Origin of the sequence: Leisingera sp. ANG59 (assembly GCF_013317235.1) — a bacterium.
In the GTDB taxonomy this organism is placed as follows: domain Bacteria; phylum Pseudomonadota; class Alphaproteobacteria; order Rhodobacterales; family Rhodobacteraceae; genus Leisingera.
Genome location: NZ_WLCM01000002.1, coordinates 142,066 through 164,581 on the forward strand (window position 1 = coordinate 142,066; position 22,516 = coordinate 164,581).

The 22,516-nt window shown below is 65.8% G+C and carries 19 protein-coding genes; 17 read left to right on the plus strand and 2 right to left on the minus strand.

Translation table 11 applies throughout. From position 1 onward, the window contains the following. Positions 1-65: 65 nt before the first annotated feature. The 7 genes from purF to GKC28_RS02655 all read left to right on the plus strand — a co-directional run bounded on the left by purF (position 66) and on the right by GKC28_RS02655 (position 6,452). Positions 66-1,586 carry an amidophosphoribosyltransferase gene (gene purF / locus GKC28_RS02625; RefSeq protein ID WP_039179065.1) on the plus strand — a complete coding sequence of 507 codons (1,521 nt, stop codon included), beginning with the start codon at positions 66-68 and terminating at the stop codon, positions 1,584-1,586. Between the two features lie 102 nt (positions 1,587-1,688). Next, positions 1,689-2,276 (plus strand): DUF2199 domain-containing protein, encoded by a 588-nt coding sequence (locus tag GKC28_RS02630; RefSeq protein ID WP_254604132.1) that lies wholly within the window; start codon positions 1,689-1,691, stop codon positions 2,274-2,276. A gap of 150 nt (positions 2,277-2,426) precedes the next feature. Beyond that, the gene (locus GKC28_RS02635) at positions 2,427-2,687 is read left to right on the plus strand and encodes a hypothetical protein (protein ID WP_174144979.1); all 261 of its coding nucleotides are present in this window, start codon (positions 2,427-2,429) and stop codon (positions 2,685-2,687) included. 115 nt (positions 2,688-2,802) lie between these two features. Continuing rightward, the gene (locus GKC28_RS02640) at positions 2,803-3,450 is read left to right on the plus strand and encodes an SDR family oxidoreductase (protein WP_174144980.1); all 648 of its coding nucleotides are present in this window, start codon (positions 2,803-2,805) and stop codon (positions 3,448-3,450) included. Between the two features lie 225 nt (positions 3,451-3,675). Continuing rightward, on the plus strand, positions 3,676-4,470 hold the full coding sequence (gene surE, locus GKC28_RS02645; RefSeq protein WP_174144981.1) for a 5'/3'-nucleotidase SurE: 795 nt from the start codon (positions 3,676-3,678) through the stop codon (positions 4,468-4,470). Then, the gene (locus GKC28_RS02650) at positions 4,467-5,114 is read left to right on the plus strand and encodes a protein-L-isoaspartate(D-aspartate) O-methyltransferase (protein WP_174144982.1); all 648 of its coding nucleotides are present in this window, start codon (positions 4,467-4,469) and stop codon (positions 5,112-5,114) included. The genes surE and GKC28_RS02650 overlap by 4 nt, the downstream gene beginning before the upstream one ends. Positions 5,115-5,216: 102 nt before the next feature. Beyond that, on the plus strand, positions 5,217-6,452 hold the full coding sequence (locus tag GKC28_RS02655; protein ID WP_174144983.1) for a peptidoglycan DD-metalloendopeptidase family protein: 1,236 nt from the start codon (positions 5,217-5,219) through the stop codon (positions 6,450-6,452). Between the two features lie 75 nt (positions 6,453-6,527). On the opposite strand, the gene GKC28_RS02660 is transcribed toward GKC28_RS02655, so the two are convergent. After that, positions 6,528-7,370 carry an ATP-binding protein gene (locus GKC28_RS02660; protein WP_174144984.1) on the minus strand — a complete coding sequence of 281 codons (843 nt, stop codon included), beginning with the start codon at positions 7,368-7,370 and terminating at the stop codon, positions 6,528-6,530. Positions 7,371-7,488: 118 nt separating this feature from the next. On the opposite strand from GKC28_RS02660, the gene GKC28_RS02665 reads away from it, so the two are divergent. Continuing rightward, the gene (locus tag GKC28_RS02665) at positions 7,489-8,661 is read left to right on the plus strand and encodes an adenylate/guanylate cyclase domain-containing protein (RefSeq protein WP_174144985.1); all 1,173 of its coding nucleotides are present in this window, start codon (positions 7,489-7,491) and stop codon (positions 8,659-8,661) included. A gap of 67 nt (positions 8,662-8,728) precedes the next feature. Here GKC28_RS02665 and GKC28_RS02670 read toward each other — a convergent pair whose 3' ends face one another. Then, on the minus strand, positions 8,729-9,370 hold the full coding sequence (locus tag GKC28_RS02670; protein WP_174144986.1) for a hypothetical protein: 642 nt from the start codon (positions 9,368-9,370) through the stop codon (positions 8,729-8,731). A gap of 421 nt (positions 9,371-9,791) precedes the next feature. On the opposite strand from GKC28_RS02670, the gene GKC28_RS02675 reads away from it, so the two are divergent. From GKC28_RS02675 to cobA, 9 genes are all read left to right on the plus strand, one after another. Further along, positions 9,792-10,376, plus strand: coding sequence for an ANTAR domain-containing response regulator (locus GKC28_RS02675; protein WP_174144987.1), 585 nt, complete (start codon positions 9,792-9,794; stop codon positions 10,374-10,376). Further along, positions 10,373-11,551, plus strand: coding sequence for a CmpA/NrtA family ABC transporter substrate-binding protein (locus GKC28_RS02680; RefSeq protein WP_174144988.1), 1,179 nt, complete (start codon positions 10,373-10,375; stop codon positions 11,549-11,551). The genes GKC28_RS02675 and GKC28_RS02680 overlap by 4 nt, the downstream gene beginning before the upstream one ends. Positions 11,552-11,815: 264 nt before the next feature. Continuing rightward, a complete protein-coding gene (locus tag GKC28_RS02685; protein ID WP_174144989.1) occupies positions 11,816-13,183 on the plus strand; it encodes a CmpA/NrtA family ABC transporter substrate-binding protein in 1,368 nt (455 codons plus the stop codon). Between the two features lie 78 nt (positions 13,184-13,261). Continuing rightward, on the plus strand, positions 13,262-14,335 hold the full coding sequence (locus GKC28_RS02690; RefSeq protein WP_174144990.1) for an ABC transporter permease: 1,074 nt from the start codon (positions 13,262-13,264) through the stop codon (positions 14,333-14,335). 6 nt (positions 14,336-14,341) lie between these two features. Then, positions 14,342-16,024: an ABC transporter ATP-binding protein gene (locus GKC28_RS02695; protein WP_174144991.1), complete on the plus strand. Its 1,683-nt coding sequence runs from the start codon at positions 14,342-14,344 to the stop codon at positions 16,022-16,024. A 4-nt stretch (positions 16,025-16,028) separates the two neighbouring features. Further along, positions 16,029-18,470, plus strand: a complete 2,442-nt coding sequence (gene nirB, locus GKC28_RS02700) for a nitrite reductase large subunit NirB (protein ID WP_174144992.1) — start codon at positions 16,029-16,031, stop codon at positions 18,468-18,470. Continuing rightward, on the plus strand, positions 18,467-18,799 hold the full coding sequence (nirD, locus tag GKC28_RS02705; RefSeq protein WP_174144993.1) for a nitrite reductase small subunit NirD: 333 nt from the start codon (positions 18,467-18,469) through the stop codon (positions 18,797-18,799). Before nirB ends, nirD begins: the two co-directional genes overlap by 4 nt. Continuing rightward, positions 18,799-21,429 carry a nitrate reductase gene (locus tag GKC28_RS02710; RefSeq protein WP_174144994.1) on the plus strand — a complete coding sequence of 877 codons (2,631 nt, stop codon included), beginning with the start codon at positions 18,799-18,801 and terminating at the stop codon, positions 21,427-21,429. The genes nirD and GKC28_RS02710 overlap by 1 nt, the downstream gene beginning before the upstream one ends. An 11-nt stretch (positions 21,430-21,440) precedes the next feature. Beyond that, entirely contained in the window at positions 21,441-22,244 is an 804-nt protein-coding gene (gene cobA / locus GKC28_RS02715) for a uroporphyrinogen-III C-methyltransferase (RefSeq protein ID WP_174144995.1), read from the plus strand. Positions 22,245-22,516 lie beyond the last annotated feature (272 nt).

A 22,516-nucleotide genomic window follows, 5' to 3' on the forward strand; every position in this document is an offset into this window, starting at 1 on the left:
CTGCCGGACAAGCCGCTTCCATCAGCCATCGAACAGCAAAGCCTAATCGGGATTGGAGCCAGCCAATGTGCGGGATTTTGGGGATCGCAAGCCGGGACACGGAAGTCTTTGCGGAGATATATGACGGGCTTCTGATGCTGCAGCACCGCGGTCAGGACGCCTCGGGCATCGTGACCTACACCGGCGAGTTCTTCCGCGAGCGCAAGGCAAACGGCCTGGTCAAGGATGTGTTCGGGCCGTCGGACGCGGAAACCCTGACCGGACGCGTCGGCATGGGCCATGTGCGCTACCCCACCGCGGGCTCGCTCAGCGCGGCAGAGGCGCAGCCGTTCTTTGTAAACGCGCCTTACGGCATCTACCTGGTCCACAACGGCAATATCACCAACACCGCCGAGCAGCGCGAAAAGGTGACCGGCAAATACAGCCGCCATCTGCGCACCACCTCCGATTCCGAAATCCTGCTGAACGTCCTGGCCGACAAGGTGGCCGATGCGATCAAGGTCAACGGCAACGCCGAGCCGATCCGCAACATCTTTGCCGGTGTGAAGATGACCATGGAGCGGGTTCAGGGCGCCTATTCGGTGCTGTGCATGATTGCCGGTGTCGGCATGCTGGCCTTCCGCGACCCGCACGGCATCCGGCCGCTGTCGCTGGGCAAACGCCCTGCACAAGGCGAAGGCGACGATTACTGCATTGCCTCCGAGGACGTGGCCTTCGGCATCAACGGGTTCGAGAAAGTCCGCGATGTGAAAGCCGGCGAAGCAGTGCTGATCGACCTCGACGGCAACCTCCACACCTTCCAGGCGGTCGAGGGCAAGCTGACCCCCTGCATTTTTGAGTATGTCTACCTGGCGCGTCCCGACTCGATGATGGACGGCGTTTCGGTCTACAAGACCCAGCTGCGCATGGGCCAGGCGCTGGCCAAGCAAATCCAGGAGTCGGGGCTGGAGATCGACAGCATCATCCCGGTGCCTGATTCGGCCCGCCCCGTGGCGCTGGAAGTCGCCAACTCCACCGGCATCCGCTACCGCGAGGGGCTGGTGAAGAACCGCTACGTCGGCCGTACCTTCATCATGCCCGGTCAGGCGGAGCGGCAGAAATCGGTGCGCCGCAAGCTCAACGCGATCCCGCTGGAGTTCAAGGACCGCAACGTTCTGCTGATTGATGACTCCATCGTGCGCGGCAACACCATCAAGAAGATCGTGCAGATGTGCCGCGAGGCCGGCGCCAAGAAGGTCTATATCGCCTCGGCCTCGCCGCCGGTCGTTTACCCGAACGTCTACGGCATCGACATGCCGACCAAGCATGAGCTGATCGCAAACGGCCTCAGCATCGAGGAAATCCGCGAGGAGCTGGGGGCCGATGCGCTGTTCTACCAGAAGCTCGAAGACCTGATCTGGGCGGCGCAGGAAGGCAACCCGGACATTCAGGGCTTTGACTGCTCCTGCTTTGACGGCAACTACATCACCGGCGTCACCGAAGAGTATCTGGCGGCTCTGGAAGGCAGCAGCCGGGTCAGCGCCAAGATTCAGGACATGCCGGCACCCGGCGCCTCCTGGAACGCCTCCAAGCTGGCGACCGGCTGAGACCTGCCGCAACAGGGGTTTGAACTTTGGCCCGCATGCGTCTATGAGAGCCCGGAACTTTGCAAGGGGAGGCGCTGGCCGTGACGGCCCGCGCCTTTTCCTATGCTCCTGACGAAAGGCCGCCCCTTGGACGCGCATCTTGCCCGCATGCTGACCTCCCCGCGCCAGTGCCGCTGCTGCGGCGCTACTTTCGCGCAACTGCTCAGCCTCAGCTGCGACCGGCCCGACATCTGTTCCGAGGATATGGAGGTCGAGGACAACTCCGCCGTCCTGGCCACCCGCGGCGACATCCTGACCGAGGATTTCTGCCGCCTCGGCGATCTGCGTTTTGTCCGTGCGGTGCTGGCAATTCCATTGAACGGCACCCGCGGCGAGGAGTTCATCCTGGGCACCTGGGCCAGCCTCAGCCGCGACGACTTCGACGCCTATCTCGACCTGTTCGAGATGCGCGAGACCGACAAGCTGGGTGACCGCCCGGCCTGGCTGGCCAATGCGATTCCGCCCGACCTGGCCGTGCCTGCGGGCTGCATGCTGGAGATGCGCCCCGGCGGCCAGTATCCGGAGCTGAAGGTCACCGAACAGAACCACCCGCTCTACCCGCTGCAGAAGGACGGGGCGGAACTGGAGGAACTGCTGGAGCTGCTCTATGCCTATGGCCACGACCTGCCGTCGCTGGTTTATGACGCCTGAAGCCGGCCCCGCTGCGCCCTGAATGACCAAAGGCCGTCGGCGGCCTTCCACTCAGCCTTCTGCAGCTTTCCGCCGAGGCCCGTTCTGCGCGCTTGAAACAGCAGCAGCAACACGCCAGATGCCATCCGGACAGTCAAAGGACAGACGAAGATGGCAAATGAGCAGACCTCCGCCAAGGTGGCGGGACTGGCAACCCAGACCAATGCAGTGAACCGCAGCAACCTGAGCTTGCTGGGGGTCTACGGGCCGGAAAACAGCATGAGCGCGCTGATCCGCCTGCCTTCTGGCCGCACCCGCGAAGTCAAGCGCGGCACCAAGCTGTCGCAGGGCCAGGTGATTGCCATCGACGCCCACGGCCTGGTGCTGAACCAGCGCGGCGAAACCAGGCGCCTGGTGATGCCGGGCAGCTGAGCCGGCGGCCAGCGGCGCAAATTTCTTCCAAGAAATTTGCCAAGGATTTCCGAAAACCCTTGGCGTTGCCTTCCGCCTCTTGACCTGCCCGCGCGGGCGGCCCAAGAAGGCGGCCATGACAGACAAAATCGCTCTCATCACCGGTGCATCGCGCGGCCTGGGCAACGCCCTCGCCGAGGCGCTTGCGCCCACCCATCACATCGTTGCCGTCGCCCGCACCACCGGCGCGCTGGAAGAGCTGGACGACCGCATCAAGGCGGCGGGCGGCTCTGCCACCTTGGCGCCGATGGACATTACCGTGCCGGAGGCGATGGCGACGCTCTGCCGCGGCATCCATGACCGCTGGGGCAAGCTGGACCTGTGGCTGCATACTGCGATCCATGCAACTGCCCTGTGTCCGGCGCCGTCGGTCGCGCCCAAGGACTGGACCAAGGCCGTGGCGATTAACGCCACCGCCACCTCGGTGCTGATCCCCTATGTGGCGCCTCTTTTGGGCCAGACAGGCCGTGCGGTGTTCTTTGACGACCCGAAGGCGGGCGAAAAGTTCTATGGCACCTACGGCGCCACCAAGGCGGCGCAGATGGCGCTGGCCCGCAGCTGGCAGGCCGAGACGGAGCGCACCGGCCCCAAGGTGAAAATCCTCGAGCCGCAACCGATGGCCACGGCGCTGCGCGCCCGCTTCCACCCGGGCGAGGACCGCGATGCGCTGACCCCGATCCAGGACGAGGCCATGCGCCTGCTGCCGCAGATCCTGGCGGACTGACATCTGGCAATTGCCCGCGCCGCGCATCCGCGCGGCGCTTGGCCCAAGGCTTTGGACGGCATCTTTGATGCAGGCCAACGGTGCGGGAGCGCTCCGTCCTCCCCGCCTGCTGTTGCCTCCCTGCCCCGCTTTGCCGCGGATCCGGCTTCTCCCTGCGAAAACCTTGCCCCCTTCAGGTGCAGGTCCTATTCAATCGAAAACCCGGTTGAAGACGGCAGGCACCCCATGCGCATTCTGATCACCAATGACGACGGCATCAGCGCCGAAGGGCTGAAGGTTCTGGACGCCATCGCCCATGAGGTCGCGGGCCCCGGCGGCGAAGTCTGGACCGTGGCGCCCGCGTTTGAGCAATCCGGCGTCGGCCATTGCATCAGCTATACCCGTCCCACCATGCTGAGCCAGCTCGGTGAGCGCCGCTTTGCCGCTGAGGGCTCGCCCGCCGACTGCGTGCTGGCGGGTATTCATGTGGCGATGCATGGAGCAAAACCCGACCTGGTGCTGTCGGGGGTCAACCGCGGCAACAACTCAGCTGAAAACGCGCTCTATTCCGGCACCCTGGGCGGCGCAATGGAAGCGGCGCTGCAGGGCATCCCGGCAATGGCGCTGTCGCAGTACTACGGCCCCGCCAACCGCGAGACGGACAATCCGTTCGAAGCCTCCGCCGTGCATGGCGCGGCGCTGGTGAAGAAGATCCTGGAGGCACAGCCGCAGGACAATCAGGATTACCGGCTGTTTTACAACATCAACTTCCCGCCGGTACCGGCCGCGGATGTGAAAGGCGCCCGCGTTGCGCCCCAGGGCTTTCGCCGCGGCAGCCATTTCTCGGCAGAGGAGCAGCTATCGCCCACCGGCCGCCGCTACCTGTGGATCCGCGGCGGCAACCAGCATGTGGAGGCCACGCCCGGCTCAGACGCAGCGGTGAACCTGGACGGCTATATCTCCGTCACCCCGATGCGCGCCGATCTGACCGCCCAGGACGCGATCGACGCGCTGAAGGCGATCGAGGGCCCCGGCGCATGAGCGGACCCGACGCGCAAACCAAGATGCAATTCGTCTACTCCGTGCGCTCGCGCGGGGTCACCGACCAGAAGGTGCTGGAGGCGATCGAGGAGATCGACCGCGGGCTGTTCGTGCGCGGTATCTTTTCGGAGCGCGCCTATGAGGACGTGCCGCTGCCGATCGCCTGCGGCCAGACCATCTCGCAGCCCTCTGTGGTGGGCATGATGACCCAAGCGCTGCAGGTTTCCCCCCGCGACACGGTGCTGGAGGTCGGCACCGGCTCCGGCTACCAGGCGGCGATCCTGTCGAAACTGGCGCGCCGGGTCTATACCATCGACCGCCACGCCCGGCTGGTGCGCGAGGCAAGGATGGTGTTTGAGCAGCTGCAGCTGGCCAATGTGACCTCGCTTGTGGGCGACGGCAGCCACGGGCTCAGCGAACAGGCCCCCTTTGACCGCATCATCGTGACCGCCGCTGCCGAGGACCCGCCCGGTCCGCTGCTGGCGCAGCTCAAGGTGGGCGGCATCATGGTACTGCCGGTGGGCCAGTCGGATCATGTCCAGACCCTGATCCGGGTCCGCAAGACCGAAGACGGGCTGGAGTATGACGAGTTGCGCCCGGTGCGCTTTGTTCCGCTGCTTGAGGGCCTGGCGAAAGACACGTAAACTGGCGGCGGAAATCAGCCGAGCCGCAAACGGCATCGGCTATAGTGATTGACGCGAGAGAATCCCCGCGAAAAAGGGGATGCGTGTTTTGAGGAGAGCGAAATGACCCGGACCCCCCMCGCCCGGACCGTGTTCCGCGGCCTGCCGCGCGCCCGGCTGCTGGCGGTGCTGCCGCTGGCCGGTGTTCTGGCGGCCTGCCAGAGCCCGCTGGACTATGACCTGCGCGGCCAGATCGGCGGCTTCAACACCGCGAGCGCGGCGCAATCCGCCACCGCGAACCGCCCTGCCCCGGATTCCCGCGGCTTGATCTCCTACCCGTCCTACCAGGTGGCGGTGGCCCAGCGCGGCGACACAGTGGCTGATGTGGCCGGCCGCATCGGCCTGCCGGCCGACGAGGTCGCCCGGTTCAACGGCATGGAGTCTGGCGACAAGATGCGCCAGGGCGAGGTTCTGGCGCTTCCGCGCCGTGCCCCTGCCAGCCAGCCCGGCAGCGCCGCCCCCGGCTCTGTCGATATCGCCACCCTGGCGGGACAGGCAATCGACACGGCGCCGCTGACCTCGCCCAACGCGGGCTCGGTGACCACAACCGAAATCCAGCCCGCGCCCCAGCCGCAGCCCGCCAAGGTGCAGGCCGGCCCGGAACCGGTCCGCCACAAGGTGAAGCGCGGCGAAACCGCCTATACCATTTCGCGGCTCTATCAGGTGCCGGTGAAGTCACTGGCGGAATGGAACGGCCTGGGCAGCGATTTTGCAGTGCGCGAAGACCAGTACCTGCTGATCCCGCTGAAAGAGCAGCCCGCCGCCGAGGCAGCGCCTGCCGCTGCAGCGGCCCCCGTGGTGGTGACAGAGCCGGGCGCCGGCTCCGAGACCCCGGTGCCGCCCAGCGCCAGCAAACCGCTGCCGCAAGAGAAGGTCGAACCCGCCGCGGTCAAACCCGCCGCGGAAACCCTGCCCAAGCCGGAACTGCCGGAACCGACCCGCAGCAGCGGCGCGGCGATGGCCTATCCGGTGCAAGGCAAGATCATCAAGACCTATTCCAAGGGCCGCAATGACGGCATCGACATTGCCGGCACCGCCGGCGCGCCGGTGAACGCCGCCGAAGCCGGCACCGTGGCGGCAATCACCAAGGATTCCAGCAATGTACCGATCGTGGTGATCCGCCACAGCCAGAAGCTGCTGACGGTCTACCAGAACGTCGGCAACATCACCGTGAAGAAGGGCGACAGCGTGGTCCGCGGCCAGCGCATCGCCTCGCTGCGCGGCGGTGACGATGCCTATGTGCATTTCGAAGTGCGCGACGGTTTCGAGAGCATCGACCCGCTGACCTACCTGAACTGACGGTGGTAACAAACTGTTAACAAAGAAAAGCCCGGCTGATTGGCCGGGCTTTTCTGTTTCCAGTTTTAAACTGCCTCAGCGCTGCGCCACCCCGTGCCGCCCGGCCAGATCGGTGAAGAACTGCCAGGCCACCCGGCCGGAGCGTGCGCCGCGGGTCGCCTGCCATTCAACCGCCTCGGCGCGCAGCTCTTCTGCATCCACAGTGACGCCATAGGCGGCGCAGTAGCCTTCGATCATTGCAAGGTATTCATCCTGATCACAGGGGTGGAAACCCAGCCATAACCCGAACCGGTCCGACAAGGAGACCTTCTCCTCTACCGCTTCCGACGGGTTGATGGCGCTGGAGCGCTCGTTCTCGATCATGTCCCGCGGCATCAGGTGGCGGCGGTTGGAGGTGGCATAGAACACCACGTTCTCAGGCCGCCCCTCGATGCCACCGTCCAGCACCGCCTTAAGGCTCTTGTAGTGCTGGTCGTCATGGCTGAACGACAGGTCGTCGCAGAACAGGATGAAACGGTGCTCAGAGCCCCGCAGGTGCCCCAGCAGCCGCGCCACCGAGGGCAGGTCCTCGCGCTGCAGCTCCACCAGTTTCAATTCCGGGTGATCCCCCGCCAGCGCCCCGTGCACGGCTTTCACCAGGCTTGACTTGCCCATCCCCCGCGCGCCCCACAGCAGCGCATTGTTGGCAGCAAACCCCTGCGCAAACCGCCGGGTGTTCTCCAGCAAGGTATCGCGGGAGCGGTTGATGCCGACCAGCAGGTTCAGATCAACCCGGTTCACCGCCTCCACCGGCTCCAGCCGCTCCGGCCCCACATGCCAGACAAAGGCGCCGGCGGCGTTGAAATCAGGGGTTTCCAGCGGCGCGGGCGACATCCGCTCCAGCGCCTCGGCAATGCGGGTCAATGCGTTCTGGTCCATGGGGTGCCTCCCTTCGTCATCGGGCCGTCTTTGCCGGGTTTCAAAGCATGTTCAGGGGCAAGCGGCAAGGGGGAGCCAGCACCTGTTCTGCTGCGAGCCTTAAGTATAACCTGTCCCCATGGATGCCATAGACGATCTCTCCCGCTGGATGATGACCGAGGGACGCTGCTGCGGCGATCCGGTCAAGGTTGTCTCGCACTTCTGCACAACGCTGATCGAGGCCGGCGTGCCGCTGTGGCGAGTCAACATCGGGCAGCGTTTTGCAAACCCGCTGCTGATTGCCTGGGGCGTTGTGTGGACACCGGAGAGCACAGAGAGCTACGACGTCACCCATGATGTGATGCTGACGGACAGCTACGTCGGCAGCTCTTTCGAATACATTCTGGCCCATCGCCGCCCGCTGCACAAAAACCTGCGCGGCCTCGACCCTGAGGCCGACCACATCTCCTATCATGAGTTCGCCGAGGCAGGCGGCACCGACTACTATGCCACGCTGCTGTATTACGGCGACGGATCACTGCACGGCTGCACCTTTGTCACCCAGTCGGACAGCGGCTTCACGGCGGAGAACCTGGAAATGATTGAGGCCTCCCTGCCCGGCCTTTCCTGCGCCCTGGAACCCGTCACCATGCGCAAATCGTCGCGCAGCCTGCTGCGGACCTATCTGGGCGACGGCCCGTCAGACGCGGTCTGGAACGGCTCGATCAAGCGCGGCGAGCTTACGGCGCTGGACGCCGTTGTCATGTTCACGGACCTGCGCGGCTTTACCGCCCTGTCTGACAGCGCCAGCGAAGAGGACGTATTCGAGACCCTGAACACCTATTTCGACGTGGTGGTGCAGGCGGTTGAGGAAGCAGGCGGTGACGTGCTGAAGTTTATGGGAGACGGCATTCTCTCTATCTTCAGTGGCGCTGGCGGACGCAGCCGCGCGGACCAGTGCCGCCAGGCTGCACAGGCAGCGCAAAAGGCGCTCGCCGGGCTGGCGGCTGTGAACGGCGCCCGCGCCGCAACAGGCCACCCGCCGCTTGCGATCGGCATTGGCATCAACGCGGGCCGCGTCAGCTATGGCAATATCGGCAGCCCTGGCAGGCTGGATTTCACGGTGCTCGGCGCCGCAGTGAACCTGGCGAGCCGGATCGAAGGCCTGACGAAATCCACCGGGCATTCCGTTCTGGCATCCGCCTCTGTCGCCGCGGCTGCACCCGATCTGTTTGAAAGCTGCGGCCGCTACAATGTGCGCGGGGTTTCCACGCCGGTAGAAGTCTTTTTCCTGCGCGGTGACGCCACATAAAAAGGCGCGCCGAAACCGGCACGCCATAGCGGTTGCAGAACTCTCCAGCCAGCCCGCCCTTGCCGCCTTAATCCGCCGCGAAACAGTAGAAATAGCCGTTGCCGCCGGTTGAGCGCAGGTTGTCGGCGCTGCAGCCGCGGGAATTATGCGCCGCGTTCCACGACGTGTTGCCGCCGCCGTGGCGGTCGTGGTGGCCGACCGTGGCCGACCCTTCACCGTTGGAGGTCCAGTTCGAACAGGTCTTGTCGCCTTCCTGCCAGGGGAAATAGGCGGTGCCGTCCTCTTGGGTACCGGTCAGGATGTCATGCTCATTCGGATCGTCGCCGCGGCCCTTGATGCGGTTGCCGTTCTCATCCACCGCCGTCCGCAGGTACAGGTTGGGCATGATATGCAGCTGGTCCAGATCCACCGCGATCAGCTCCCCGTTGGCATTGTACCAGGGCCCGGTGCCGATGCGTGAGCGGGCGGAGATGCCGCGCTTGCCCTCTTCCTGGGTGCTGAGATAGGCGCGCCAGGTGCGGCCGGTGGATCCCGCGGCCTCCGCCAGGCTGGCGCAATGGGCGTCCGCCCCGTCCAGGCCGCCAAGATTGCCGCCGTCGCCAAGGCCGACCGAAGTCACAAAGAACCCCATCGGCGGGTCTTCGGCGGCGGACGCAGACGCCAGCGCGCAGGCCGCGGTACAGGTCAAAACTGCGAGAAACTTGTTCATGGAACCCTCCCTTTTTCCCGGAATGGCTGCAGGATGCCGCAGGGAAGTCGCGAAAGATATGCCGCCAGGAGGGGGTTCACGAAAGAGTGTTGTCGCCTTGGCCCGACGGATTTGCCTGGCTGCAAGACAAAAATCATCTGAACCAGCTGAAACTGTAAAGGGAAGCCCAGCGGCACAAACCTGCCCTTCGCCGAACATGCAGGCAGGAAGACCGAACTTGCCCGCTGTAGGCACAAATCGTCCCCTGCACACATCAGGCAGCGTCCCGTGAGCCCGCTTTGAGGCCGCCGCCAGTGTGATTCTGCAGCATGCTGAATGTCCGGGCAGACCGCTCAAAAAACCGGCGCCGGCACGGTATCTGAAAACCACGCCGTAGCCGGGACCTTTACAGCCTGCTGCGGCATCAAACATGCTCTGGCGCATGCCCGATGCCCTGTCCATAGTTGTCGTCGAAACCAACCGCGAACGCGCTTACATGATTGTGGACGGGCTGCGGGAGGCCGGGGAATTCGACATTCAGGTGATCTCGGAACCCTCGGGCCTGGCCCGCCAGATACAGATGCGCGACCCGGACGTTGTGCTGATCGATATCGCCAACCCCTCCCGCGATGTGCTGGAGGAGCTGACGCTGGCCTCCGGCCCCAAGGACCGTCCGGTGGCCATTTTCGCCGACCGCAGCGAAGACGGGCTGTCCGCCGCCGCGGTGGAGGCCGGGGTGTCGGCCTATGTGGTCGACGGTCTGCAGCCCGCCCGGCTGAAACCGGTGCTGGATGCCGCCATCGCGCGGTTCCGGCTGTTCCAGCGGATGCGCACGGAGCTAGCCGAAGCCAAGCGCGCGCTGGAAGAGCGCAAGGTCATCGACCGCGCCAAGGGGATGGTGATGAAGGCCCGGGGCATTGGCGAGGACGAAGCCTATGCGCTGCTGCGCAAGGCCGCGATGGACCAGAACAAGCGCGTTGCCGAGGTGGCGCAGGCGCTGGTTACGGCGGCGGGGCTGCTGGCATGACCGTGACGCGGATCCCGGCCGGCTATGTCCCGCTGACCGATGCGGCGCCGCTGATTGCGGCGCAGGAAATGGGTTTTGCCGCCGAAGAGAAGCTGACGCTGGAGCTGCACCGCGCGCCCTCGTGGTCGGCCCTGCGGGACATGCTGGCATTCGGCCAGGTGGACGCCGCCCAGATGCTGGCGCCGGTGCCGGTTGCTGCGGCGCTTGGCCTGGGCGGCGCCAGCGCGCCCCTGTCGGTGCTGTCGGTGCTGTCCGTCAACGGCACTGTGATCGGGGTCAGCAGCGGCCTGGCCCGCAGGCTGACCGATGCGGGACACGGGTTTTCCTTTGACGATGCCATATCCGCCGGCAAGGCGCTGATCACCGCAGCCGGCCCCGAGCTGCGGATCGGCGTCCCGTTTCCCTTCTCCATGCATGCTGAACTGCTGACTTACTGGCTGAAAGGGCTGGGGCCGGACACGCCCCGGCACATCGGCATCCGCACGGTGCCGCCACCGCTGATGGCAGAGGCCATCCGCAGCGGTGAATTCGACGCTTTTTGCGTCGGCGAGCCCTGGGGGTCGATGGCGGTGGAGCAAGGGGCCGGCGCGCTGCTGCTGCCCGGGCAGGCGATCTGGTCCTGTGCGCCGGAAAAGGTGCTGGCCGTGCGCAGCGCCTGGGCAGACACGGAACCCGGCCTGTCCGGCCGCCTGATCCGGGCGCTGTGGCGCGCAGGCCGCTGGCTGGCCGACCCGGCCTCGCGCGGGCTGGCGGCGGAAATCCTGTCTGCGCGGCGCTACCTTGATCTGCCCGCCGAAATCATCGAGCGCGCGCTGTCGGGAAAGTTCACGGTGACGCCGCAGGGCCTGCAGCGTGAAGCGCCCGGCTTTATCGGCTTCCATGACGGTGCCGCGGGCTTTCCCTGGCGCAGCCAGGCGCAATGGATCGCCCTGCAGCTGGCCCGGCGGAACGGGTTGGACCGGCAGAAGGCGCTGGACACAGCCGGGTCGGTATTCCGCAGCGATCTGTACCGCGCCGCCCTGCGCGGAACCGGTGCGGAACTGCCGGGCGCCTCCTCGAAACTGGAGGGCGCGGCCGACGCGCCGCTGCTGGCCGCCGGAGAATCGGAACCGGTCAGCCTGCTGCGGAACCGGTTTTTCGATGGCCGCGTTTTTGATCCCCTGGCCGCAGACTGATGAAAAAGCAGGCAGCTTGCTGCACTGCAGCGCTGCAACGCAGAATTTCTTGCTGCATGAGCAAAGAAAGCTTTGGCGCAGGCCGGTTCTTCCTGCAGTCTGAATTCAGACAGGCAACGGAGCCTGACTGAGAATTTTCCCGAAGACCGGGGTTCACGGAGCAAAGCCGCTCGACCCACCGCCACTCCTCCCGGCGGTGCGTGTCAGCGGCTTTTTTGTTCCGGCGCTCGCCGCCGGACGCAGCTAGGAAAAGGAACCAACCCGATGAAAACACTCATCATGGCGCTTGCGGCCTCAACCGCACTTACCGGACCAGCCCTGGCCGGCACGCTGGAGCTGGAAAAGGACGTGCTGACCTTCGGCTTCATCAAGCTGACCGACATGGCGCCGCTGGCGGTGGCCTATGAACAGGGCTTTTTCGATGATGAGGGGCTGTTTGTCACCCTCGAAGCGCAGGCGAACTGGAAGGTTCTGCTGGACGGCGTGATCGGCGGCACCCTGGACGGCGCCCACATGCTGGCAGGCCAGCCACTGGCTGCGACCATCGGCTATGGCACCGAGGCGCATATCGTCACGCCGTTTTCGATGGATCTGAACGGCAACGGCATCACCCTGTCCAACGAGGTCTGGGAGATGATGAAGCCGAACCTGCCCACGGACGCGGACGGCAGGATCGCGCATCCGATCTCGGCCTCCTACCTGAAGCCGGTGATCGAGGACTTCAACGCCAAGGGCAAGCCGTTCAACATGGGCATGGTGTTCCCGGTCTCCACCCACAATTACGAGCTGCGCTACTGGCTGGCGGCGGGCGGCATCAACCCCGGCTATTACTCCCCCGAGAACGTGACCGGCCAGATCGGCGCCGAGGCCTTTCTGTCGGTGACCCCGCCGCCGCAGATGCCCGCGACGCTGGAGGCAGGCACGATCTCCGGCTACTGCGTGGGGGAGCCGTGGAACCAGCAGGCGGTGTTCAAGGGCATCGGCGTGCCGGTGATCACCGATTACGAGCTGTGGAAGAACAACCCGGAAAAGGTGTTCGGCATCACCGCGGAATTTGCCGAGGAAAACCCGAACACCACGCTGGCGGTGGTCAAGGCGCTGATCCGCGCGGCCCAGTGGCTGGATGAAAACGAAAATGCCAACCGCCCGGAAGCGGTGGAGATCCTGTCGCGCCCCGAGTACGTCGGCGCCGACTACGAGGTGATCGCCAATTCGATGACCGGCACCTTCGAATACGAGAAGGGCGACAAGCGCGACGTCCCGGATTTCAACGTGTTCTTCCGCTACAACGCCACCTATCCGTTCTATTCGGACGCGGTCTGGTACCTGACCCAGATGCGCCGCTGGGGGCAGATTGCCGAGCCCAAGCCGGACAGCTGGTATGACGAGGTCGCCCGCTCTGTTTATAAGCCGGAGATCTACCTGGAAGCCGCAAAAATGTTGGTGGATGAGGGGCTTGCCAGCCCCGAGGACTTCCCCTGGGACAGTGATGGCTACAAGGCCCCGACCCCGGCGGAAGACATCATCGACGGCATCCCCTTCGATGGCAAAACGCCCAACGCCTATATCGACAGCCTGCCGATCGGACTGAAGACCGGCCAGACCGTCGTTGGCAGCGCCATTCAGGGCTGACCCCGGACGGGAGGGCCGTGTCCCGGCAACGGCCGGCGCCGCTCCCCTCCCTCCCCGCATTACCCAGAGGACGACACCATGACGATCGCCGACCCCGACACGCTGAGCACCGAGGCCCGCCGCGCCCGGCTGTTCACCCGGATCAATAAGATGGACGCCTGGTTCCAGGTCTTTGGCCTGGCCTGGGTCACCCCGGTTCTGAAAGCCGCCGCCGGGGACAATCCCAGGGCGCAGATCAAGGAAATCTGGCGGCTGCTGGCGGTTCCCGTCATCGCCATTGCCGCGTTCCTGATGCTGTGGGCCGTGCTGGCGCCCAAGGTGCAGACTTCGCTGGGCGCCATCCCCGGCCCGGGTGCGGTGTGGACCGAAGCGGTGAACCTGCATCAGGATGCGCAGGCCAAGGCCGCCAAGGAGCGGGCCCATTACGAGAAGGTGGAGGCCCGCAACCAGCGGTTCATCGACCGCGGCCAGCCGGAGCAGGTGAAGGATATCCCCTATACCGGCGCGCCGTCCTACTACCAGCAGATCCGGACCTCGATCCTGACCGTCTTCTTCGGCTTCCTGATCGCCGCCGCCGTGGCGATCCCGCTGGGCATCCTGGCGGGCCTGTCGCCGGCCGCGAACGCGGCCATCAACCCGCTGGTGCAGATCTTCAAGCCGGTGTCGCCGCTGGCCTGGCTGCCGATCGTGACCATGGTGGTTTCGGCGCTTTATGCCACCAACGACGGGCTGTTCTCCAAGTCGTTCCTGGTCTCTGCCATCACCGTCACGCTGTGTTCGCTGTGGCCTGCGCTGATCAATACCGCGCTGGGGGTGGCCTCCATCGACAAGGACCTGGTGAATGTCTCCAAGGTTCTGAAAATGAACACCTGGACCAAGATCACCAAGCTGGTTCTGCCGTCGGCGCTGCCGCTGATTTTCACCGGGCTGCGGCTGTCGCTGGGGGTCGGCTGGATGGTGCTGATCGCGGCTGAGATGCTGGCGCAGAACCCGGGCCTCGGCAAATTCGTCTGGGACGAATTCCAGAACGGCTCCAGCCAGTCGCTGGCCCGGATTATCGTTGCGGTGCTGACCATCGGCGTCATCGGCTTCCTGCTGGACCGGGTGATGTACGCGCTGCAGTCGCTGTTTACCTTCACGAACAACCGGTGAGCCGTCATGAGTGTTCTTGAGTTAAAAAACGTCTCCAAGAGCTTTGGTGAAGGCACCGCCCGCACTGACGTTCTGAAAAACATCAACCTGCAGGTTCAGGAGGGCGAGTTCCTGGTGCTGCTGGGCTTTTCCGGCACCGGCAAGACAACCCTGATCAACCTGATGGCCGGGCTGGAGAGGCCGGCGGAAGGGGTGGTTACGTACCGGGACAGGGCCATCACCGGCCCCGGTCCCGAGCGCGGCGTGATCTTCCAGAGCTATTCGCTGATGCCCTGGCTGACGGTGAACGGCAATGTCGCCCTTGCGGTGGACACGGTCTTTCCCGGGCTGTCCAAGGCGGGGAAACAGGCAAAGGTGGACCATTATGTAAAAATGGTCGGCCTCAGCCACGCCGCGAACCGCCGCCCCGCGGAACTGTCCGGCGGGATGCGCCAGCGGGTCAACGTGGCGCGGGCGCTGGCGATGGACCCCGAGGTGCTGCTGCTCGATGAGCCGCTGTCGGCGCTGGACGCGCTGACCCGGGCCAATCTGGCGGATGAAATCGAGGCGATCTGGGAGGCGGACAAGAAGACCTGCGTGCTGATCACCAACGACGTGGACGAGGCCATTCTGCTGGCTGACCGCATCATCGTACTGAACCCGGATGGCAGCCTGGGGGAGGAGTTCACCGTCGCCATTCCCCGCCCGCGCGACCGCTCCGCGATGAACACGGACGAGAGTTTCAAGCGCCTGCGGGCGGCGGTCACCTCCTGCCTGATGGACGTGGGCATCAAGGCGCGGGCCGAAGGCACGAAGACCCTGCCGGATGTCACGCCGATCCACGGGCTGCCGGCGGCCGTGGCCGAGGCCGCGAAGTCGATCACCGAGGAGCGGTTTCTGGATTTCTCGCAGCTGCACAAGATCTATCCCACCCCCAAGGGGCCGCTGACGGTGGTCGAGGATTTCAACCTCAAGATCAACAAGGGCGAATTCATCTCGCTGATCGGCCACTCGGGCTGCGGCAAGTCCACCGTGCTGACCATGGCCGCCGGGCTGAACGCGATTTCCAAGGGCGCGATCAAGCTGGACCGCCGCCACGTGGAGGGCGCCGACCCCGAGCGCGCGGTGGTTTTCCAGTCGCCCAACCTCTTCCCCTGGCTCACCGCGCGGGAGAACTGCGCCATCGGCGTCGACAAGGTCTACCCCAAGGCGTCCCAGGCGGAGCGGCAGGACGTGGTCGAATATTACCTGGAGCGCGTCGGCCTGGCGGACGCGATGGACAAGCCCGCAAACGCCATGTCGAACGGCATGCAGCAGCGCGTCGGCATCGCCCGCGCCTTTGCCCTATCGCCCAAGCTGCTCTTGCTTGATGAACCCTTCGGCATGCTCGACAGCCTGACCCGCTGGGAGCTGCAGGAGGTGCTGATGGAGGTCTGGTCCCGCACCAAGGTGACCGCGATCTGCGTCACCCATGATGTCGATGAGGCGATCCTGCTGGCCGACCGGGTGGTGATGATGACCAACGGGCCGCAGGCCACGATTGGTAAGATCACCGAAGTAGACCTGCCCCGCCCCCGCACCCGCAAGGCGCTCTTGGAGCACCCGGATTACTACACCTACCGGCAGGAGGTGCTCGATTTCCTCGAGGAATACGAACACGGGGCAACACCCAAGCCCAAAGCAGCCGCCAACCAGATTGCAGCGGAGTGAGACCATGACCCAGAAACTCGTCATCATCGGGGCCGGCATGGCCTCTGGCCGGGTGATCGAGCATCTGCTCGACGCGGACCCGAACGCCTACGATATCACCCTTTTCAACGCCGAGCCGCGCGGCAACTACAACCGCATCATGCTCAGCCCGGTGCTGTCGGGCGAGAAGACCTACGAGGACATCGTCACCCATTCAGACGAATGGTACGCCGAGCACGGCATCACCTGCCGCTTCGGCGAGCATGTGGTGAAGATCGATCCCGAGATGAAGGTGGTCGAGGGCGAGAACGGCCATGTGCCCTACGACAAGCTGGTGATCGCCACCGGCTCCGCCCCCTTCACTATCCCGGTACCGGGCCACGACCTGCCGGGGGTGATCTCCTACCGCGATCTGGACGACACCAACGCGATGATCACCGCCGCTGCCAAGGGCGGCAAGGCAGTGGTGATCGGCGGCGGGCTCCTGGGGCTGGAAGCCGCCGCGGGCCTCAAGGAGCGCGGCATGGACGTGACCGTGCTGCACCTGATGGGCCACCTGATGGAACGCCAGCTCGACGAGGCCGCGGGCTACCTCTTGCGCAAGGACCTGGAGGCGCGCGGCATCACCGTGAAGACCCAGGCCTCCACCAAGGCAATCCTGGGCGAGGACCGCGCTCAGGCGGTGCATCTGGAAAGCGGCGAGACGCTGGGCGCCGATCTGGTGGTGATGGCGGTGGGCATCCGTCCGGAAACCCGGCTCGCCACCGACGCGCATCTGGACGTAGCGCGCGGGATCGAGGTGAACGCGCAGATGCAGACCTCCGACCCCGACATTTATGCGGTCGGCGAATGCGTGGAGTTCGGCGGCCATCTGTTTGGCCTCGTCGCGCCGCTTTACGATCAGGCGAAAGTGCTGGCGGACAGCCTCCTGGGCCAGCCGAATGCCTTCGTGGTCAAGGAACTGGCGACCAAGCTCAAGGTCACCGGCTGCGACCTGTTCAGCGCCGGGGATTTTGCCGAGGGCGAAGGGCGCGAGGACATCGTCTTCCGCGACCCCTCCCGCGGGGTTTACAAGCGGCTGGTGATCGAGGACGACCGGCTCGTCGGCGCGGTGATGTATGGCGACACCGCCGATGGCAGCTGGTTCTTCGGCCTGATCAAGGACGCCACCGATATCGAGGAGATGCGCGAGACGCTGATTTTCGGCCCGGCCTTCCAGGGGGGCGCTTCCGCGGACCCTCTGTCAGCCGTTGCAGCCTTGCCGCCTGAGGCGGAGATCTGCGGCTGCAACGGCGTCTGCAAGGGACAGATCACCAGCGCCATCGACGGCGGCGCAACCGACCTCGGCGCGATCCGCTCTGAAACCAAGGCCAGCGCCTCCTGCGGCACATGCACCGGGCTGGTGGAGCAGCTTCTGCAAGTGACGCTGGGCGACGACTTCCAGATGCCGCAGGCGCAGCCGGTCTGCGGCTGCACCGATCTCAGCCACGAGGACGTGCGCCGCCTGATCAAAAGCCAGGAGCTGAAAAGCCAGGCCGCGGTCTGGCAAGAGCTTGGCTGGACAACCCCGAACGGCTGCCATGTCTGCCGCCCGGCAGTGAACTACTACCTGCTGGCCGACTGGCCGCTGGAATACTGCGACGACCCGCAAAGCCGCTTTGTGAACGAGCGCAAGCACGCCAACATCCAGAAGGACGGCACATTTTCCGTGGTGCCGCGCATGTGGGGCGGCATCACCACGCCCGACGAACTGCGCGCCATCGCCGATGCCGCCGACAAATACGACGTGCCGACGGTCAAGGTCACCGGCGGCCAGCGCATCGACCTGCTGGGCGTGAAGGGCGAGGATCTGCCCGCGATGTGGGCAGATCTGAACCGCGCCGGGCTGGTCTCGGGCCACGCCTATTCCAAAGGGCTGCGCACGGTGAAGACCTGCGTCGGCACTGACCACTGCCGCTTTGGCACCCAGGACTCGACCGGGCTGGGCATCAAGCTGGAGAAACACCTCTGGGGCTCCTGGACCCCGCACAAGCTGAAGCTCGCGGTCTCCGGCTGCCCGCGCAACTGCGCCGAGGCGACCTGCAAGGACATCGGCGTGGTCTGCGTCGACAGCGGCTATGAAATCCACGTCGGCGGCGCCGCCGGCATGGAGATCAAGGGCACCGAGATCTTGTGCAAGGTGGCAACCGAAGAAGACGCGATCGAGGTGATTTCGGCCATGACCCAGATCTACCGCGAGAACGCCAAGTACCTGGACCGGATCTACAAATGGCTCGCCAAGGTGGGGCTGGACTGGGTCAAGGCGCAGATCGTCGAGGACATCGAAAACCGCAAGGCGCTCGCCGCCCGGTTCGAGCTCTCGCAATCCGTCTACCGCAAGGACCCCTGGGCCGAACACGCGCAGGACAGCACCACCCGGGCGCAATACGCGCCGCTTGCCAATCTCACACTGGAGGCCGCGGAATGAGCTGGATCGACATTGGCCATATCGAAGACATCCCGCTGCACGGCGCCCGGGTGGTGAAGACGCCCGTGGGCTGCGTCGGCCTGTTCCGCACTGGCCCGGCGGAGGTCTTTGCCGCCTCCGACCGCTGCCCGCACAAGGGCGGCCCGCTGTCGGAAGGCATCGTGCACGGGCAAAGCGTGACCTGCCCGCTGCACAACTGGGTCTTTGACCTCAACACCGGCGAGGCGCAGGGCGCCGACGCGGGCCGGATCGAGACCTATCCGCTGCGCGTGGAGGCCGGCCGCCTGCTGATCGACGGCGCCGCCGTCGGCAAGCGGAGTGCGGCGTGATGGCGGGCGGCTCTCCGGCAGAGGTGCGCTCCGCATGTCCCTATTGCGGCACCGGCTGCGGCGTGCTCCTGCGCCGGGATGGCGCGGGCGGGCTGGAGGTGCGCGGCGACCCGGACCACCCGGCCAACCGCGGGCGGCTCTGCTCCAAGGGGCTGGCGCTGGGGGAGACGCTGGGGCTGGAGGGCCGCCTGCTGGCCCCGCAGGTGAACGGGCAGGAAACGGATTGGGACAGCGCGCTGGACCTGGTCGCCGCCAAGTTCCGGCAGGCGGTGGAGGAGCACGGCCCGGGCAGTGTCGGCTTCTACCTGTCGGGGCAGATGCTGACCGAGGACTATTACGTCGCCAACAAACTGATGAAGGGATTTCTCGGCTCCGCCAATATCGACACCAACTCCCGCCTCTGCATGGCCTCCACCGTTGCAGGACACAAACGCGCCTTCGGCACTGATACAGTGCCCGGCACCTATGAGGATCTGGATCAGGCCGATTTGATCGTTCTGGCGGGCTCCAACCTGGCCTGGTGCCACCCGGTTCTGTACCAGCGCATTCTGGCGGCGCGCGAGGCCCGCGGCACCCGGCTGGTGGTGATCGACCCCCGCCGCACCGCCAGCTGCGATCAGGCGGACATGCATCTGAAGCTGCGGGCGGGCAGCGACGTGGCGCTGTTCAACCACCTGCTGGCGGCGCTCCATGAGGGCGGCGCGCTGGATGCGGAGTTTCTGCAGCATGTGCATGGACTGGGTGAGGCGCTGGACGCGGCCAATGCCGCCGATGCCGCAGTGACCGGGCTGGAGGAGGCCGAAATCGCGGCGTTCTGCAATCTGTGGATGCGCACCGAAAAGGTGGTGACCGTCTTCAGCCAGGGGGTGAACCAGTCCACTTCCGGCGCCGACAAGGTGAACGCGATCCTGAATTGCCACCTGGCAACGGGGCGGATCGGCAAGCCCGGCTGCGGGCCATTCTCAGTCACCGGCCAGCCCAACGCCATGGGCGGGCGCGAGGTGGGCGGGCTGGCCAACATGCTGGCCTGCCATATGGATCTGGAAAACCCGCAGCACCGGGCCGCGGTACAGGCGTTCTGGGGCGCCCCGGCGATGCCGGAGCGGGCGGGCCTGAAGGCGGTCGACCTGTTCCGCGCCGCGGGCAACGAACGGCTCAAGGCGCTATGGATCATCCACACCAACCCGGCCGTCACCATGCCGGAGGCCGATGCCGTTGCCGCCGCCATCAAGGCCTGCGATTTCACCGTGGTCAGCGACATCACCGCCGCAACCGATACCGCGCGGCTGGCGGATGTGCTGCTGCCCGCCGCCGCCTGGGCGGAAAAGGACGGCACCGTTACCAATTCGGACCGCACCATCAGCCGCCAGCGCGCGGTTCTGCCGCCGCCCGGCCAGGCCCGTGCCGATTGGGACATTCTGGCCGATGCGGGCCGGCGCATGGGCTGGGGCGCGGCGTTTGATTATCAGTCTCCGGCGCAGATCTTCCGCGAGCATGCTGCGCTGTCGGGGATTGCCGGCAGTTTCGGGCTGGACTTTGACATCTCCCGCCTCAGCACCCTGTCCGATACTGACTACGAAGGGCTGGCCCCGGTGCGCTGGCCGGTCAGCCGCAGCCGCCAGGGCGGGCGGTTCTTTGCGGACGGGCGGTTCTTTCACCCGGACGGCAAGGCCCGGATGCTGCCGGTCCGCTGGCGCCCGCCGGCTGCTGCGCAGGACCGCCGCTACCCGTTCCGCCTGAACACCGGCCGCATCCGGGACCAGTGGCACACGATGACCCGCACCGCGCGGGCGCCGCGGCTGTCGGGGCATCTGGCGGAACCCTTTGCCGATATCCACCCGGAAGACGCGCGGCGGCTGGGCTTGCGGCCCGCGGAGCTGCTGCGCCTCAGCAGTCCGGAGGGGCAGGCGATCCTGCGGGCGCGGATCACCGCGGATGTGCAGCCCGGCGACCTGTTCGTGCCGATCCACTGGACCGGGGAAACCGCCCCTTCGGCGCGCATCGACACCCTCGTCGCCGCCGCTACCGACCCAGTTTCGGGGCAGCCCGAAAGCAAGGGGGCCGTTGTTGCGGCGGAACGCTGGCAGCCTGCCTGGTACGGGTTTGCCGTCTCCTGCCGCCCGATGGCGCCGCGGACGGAGTACTGGGCGGTGGCACGGACCGGCGCCGGGTACCGGGCGGAACTGGCCGGGCTGGCCCCGCTGGCGGACCTTGAGGCGGTTGCCCGGGATCTGTTCGCGCTGCCGCAGGCCGACGTTCAGGTGATGACGGACCGCCGCAAGGGTATTGCCCGGCTGGCCTTGCACCAGGATGGCAAGGTCATGGCCGCCCTGTTCACCGCGCAGGAGCCGGTGGCGGTCCGCCGGGATTACCTGGCGGGGCTGCCGGGCACCTGTGCCGCAGCTGTCCTGACCGGCGTTCCGGCGACGGGCCAGCCCGATCCCGGCCCGGTGGTCTGCGCCTGTTTCAGCGTCGGGGCCAACACCATTCTGCAAGCCATCGAAAGCGGCGGGCTGATGAGCGTGGCAGACGTCGGCGCCGCCTTGCAGGCGGGCACAAACTGCGGCTCCTGCCGGCCCGACATCGCCGGGCTGCTGGCGCGCCGCCCGTTCAGGCAGGCCGCGGAATAGGACGGATTCAGATGACGTGTTCCCCGGCAAAACCGAAGGCGGCAGGCTCTCTGGCTCTGGTGGGTGCCGGCCCCGGCGCCCGCGACCTGCTGACGCTGCGCGCGGTGCAAAGGCTGCAGCAGGCTGATACGGTTTTTTATGACCGCCTGGTCGAGGAAGAGGTTCTTAACCTGGCACCGCCTGCAGCCAAGCGGGTCTTTGTAGGCAAACATGTCGGTGCCCACAGCTGGCCTCAGGACAGGATCAACGCGGCCGTCGTGGCAGAGGCCTTGAAGGGCCGCCGGGTCGTGCGCCTGAAATCGGGGGACCCCAGTATCTTCGGGCGTGCTGCGGAAGAACTGGCCGCCGCCCGCGCAGCAGGCATCGATGCGGAAATCGTACCCGGGATCACCGCCGCATCTGCCGCCGCTGCGCAAACCGGCACTCCTCTGACCGAACGCGGCGTGTCCGACACGCTTGTGCTGACCACAGCCAGATGCAAGGCCGGAGACCCTCTGCCGGACTGCGTCCGGCACGCGAAGCCGGGAACCACAATTGTCTTTTACATGTCGGTGGGGCAGGCATCCAGGGTACGCGACGGGCTGCTCCGCCAGGGCATGTCCCCCTCCGCTCCGGTCACGATAGCTGCGGATGTGTCCAAGCCGGCTGAACGGACTGTCACTTGCGGTCTCAGCGTGCTCCCGGAAACGCTGGAATTGCTTGGGATCTCAGGTTGTGCAGCCATAATCATCACATTTCCAAAGCCCGGGTCCGGTCAGCTTCCCCTCCAGGCAACCCCGCTGTGCCAGGAAATGGCGCAGATAGGGGCGGGTTGATGCGGCTTCGGCGTCGCCCGGAGCGCTCCCGTCTGCCCTGCTGCCGACGGTTGCGGTTTCGAGGCCATTCTGGAGGTTGTGACAGCATTTCAGCCAGCTTTCGAAGCGAGCACAGAAAACGGCAAGCAAGGATGCATTCTTCAGCGCTCACGCATGGAAGGTCACGGTGCGTATCCGCCGCGGATCGATCATTTTGCCCCGTATTCCTTATGCCGCACAGGCGAAGGCTGTCATATTGACTAAAGACCGATGAGGGCTCAGAGCGGCCCAAA

Excerpts from the sequence above, each read along its gene's own strand:
- purF (WP_039179065.1), top strand. The coding sequence starts at position 66 with ATGTGCGGGATTTTGGGGATCGCAAGCCGGGACACGGAAGTCTTTGCG.
- GKC28_RS02630 (WP_254604132.1), top strand. The coding sequence starts at position 1,689 with ATGCTCCTGACGAAAGGCCGCCCCTTGGACGCGCATCTTGCCCGCATG.
- GKC28_RS02635 (WP_174144979.1), top strand. The coding sequence starts at position 2,427 with ATGGCAAATGAGCAGACCTCCGCCAAGGTGGCGGGACTGGCAACCCAG.
- GKC28_RS02640 (WP_174144980.1), top strand. The coding sequence starts at position 2,803 with ATGACAGACAAAATCGCTCTCATCACCGGTGCATCGCGCGGCCTGGGC.
- surE (WP_174144981.1), top strand. The coding sequence starts at position 3,676 with ATGCGCATTCTGATCACCAATGACGACGGCATCAGCGCCGAAGGGCTG.
- GKC28_RS02650 (WP_174144982.1), top strand. The coding sequence starts at position 4,467 with ATGAGCGGACCCGACGCGCAAACCAAGATGCAATTCGTCTACTCCGTG.
- GKC28_RS02660 (WP_174144984.1), bottom strand. The coding sequence starts at position 7,370 with ATGGACCAGAACGCATTGACCCGCATTGCCGAGGCGCTGGAGCGGATG.
- GKC28_RS02665 (WP_174144985.1), top strand. The coding sequence starts at position 7,489 with ATGGATGCCATAGACGATCTCTCCCGCTGGATGATGACCGAGGGACGC.
- GKC28_RS02670 (WP_174144986.1), bottom strand. The coding sequence starts at position 9,370 with ATGAACAAGTTTCTCGCAGTTTTGACCTGTACCGCGGCCTGCGCGCTG.
- GKC28_RS02675 (WP_174144987.1), top strand. The coding sequence starts at position 9,792 with ATGCCCGATGCCCTGTCCATAGTTGTCGTCGAAACCAACCGCGAACGC.
- GKC28_RS02680 (WP_174144988.1), top strand. The coding sequence starts at position 10,373 with ATGACCGTGACGCGGATCCCGGCCGGCTATGTCCCGCTGACCGATGCG.
- GKC28_RS02685 (WP_174144989.1), top strand. The coding sequence starts at position 11,816 with ATGAAAACACTCATCATGGCGCTTGCGGCCTCAACCGCACTTACCGGA.
- GKC28_RS02690 (WP_174144990.1), top strand. The coding sequence starts at position 13,262 with ATGACGATCGCCGACCCCGACACGCTGAGCACCGAGGCCCGCCGCGCC.
- GKC28_RS02695 (WP_174144991.1), top strand. The coding sequence starts at position 14,342 with ATGAGTGTTCTTGAGTTAAAAAACGTCTCCAAGAGCTTTGGTGAAGGC.
- nirB (WP_174144992.1), top strand. The coding sequence starts at position 16,029 with ATGACCCAGAAACTCGTCATCATCGGGGCCGGCATGGCCTCTGGCCGG.
- nirD (WP_174144993.1), top strand. The coding sequence starts at position 18,467 with ATGAGCTGGATCGACATTGGCCATATCGAAGACATCCCGCTGCACGGC.
- GKC28_RS02710 (WP_174144994.1), top strand. The coding sequence starts at position 18,799 with ATGGCGGGCGGCTCTCCGGCAGAGGTGCGCTCCGCATGTCCCTATTGC.
- cobA (WP_174144995.1), top strand. The coding sequence starts at position 21,441 with ATGACGTGTTCCCCGGCAAAACCGAAGGCGGCAGGCTCTCTGGCTCTG.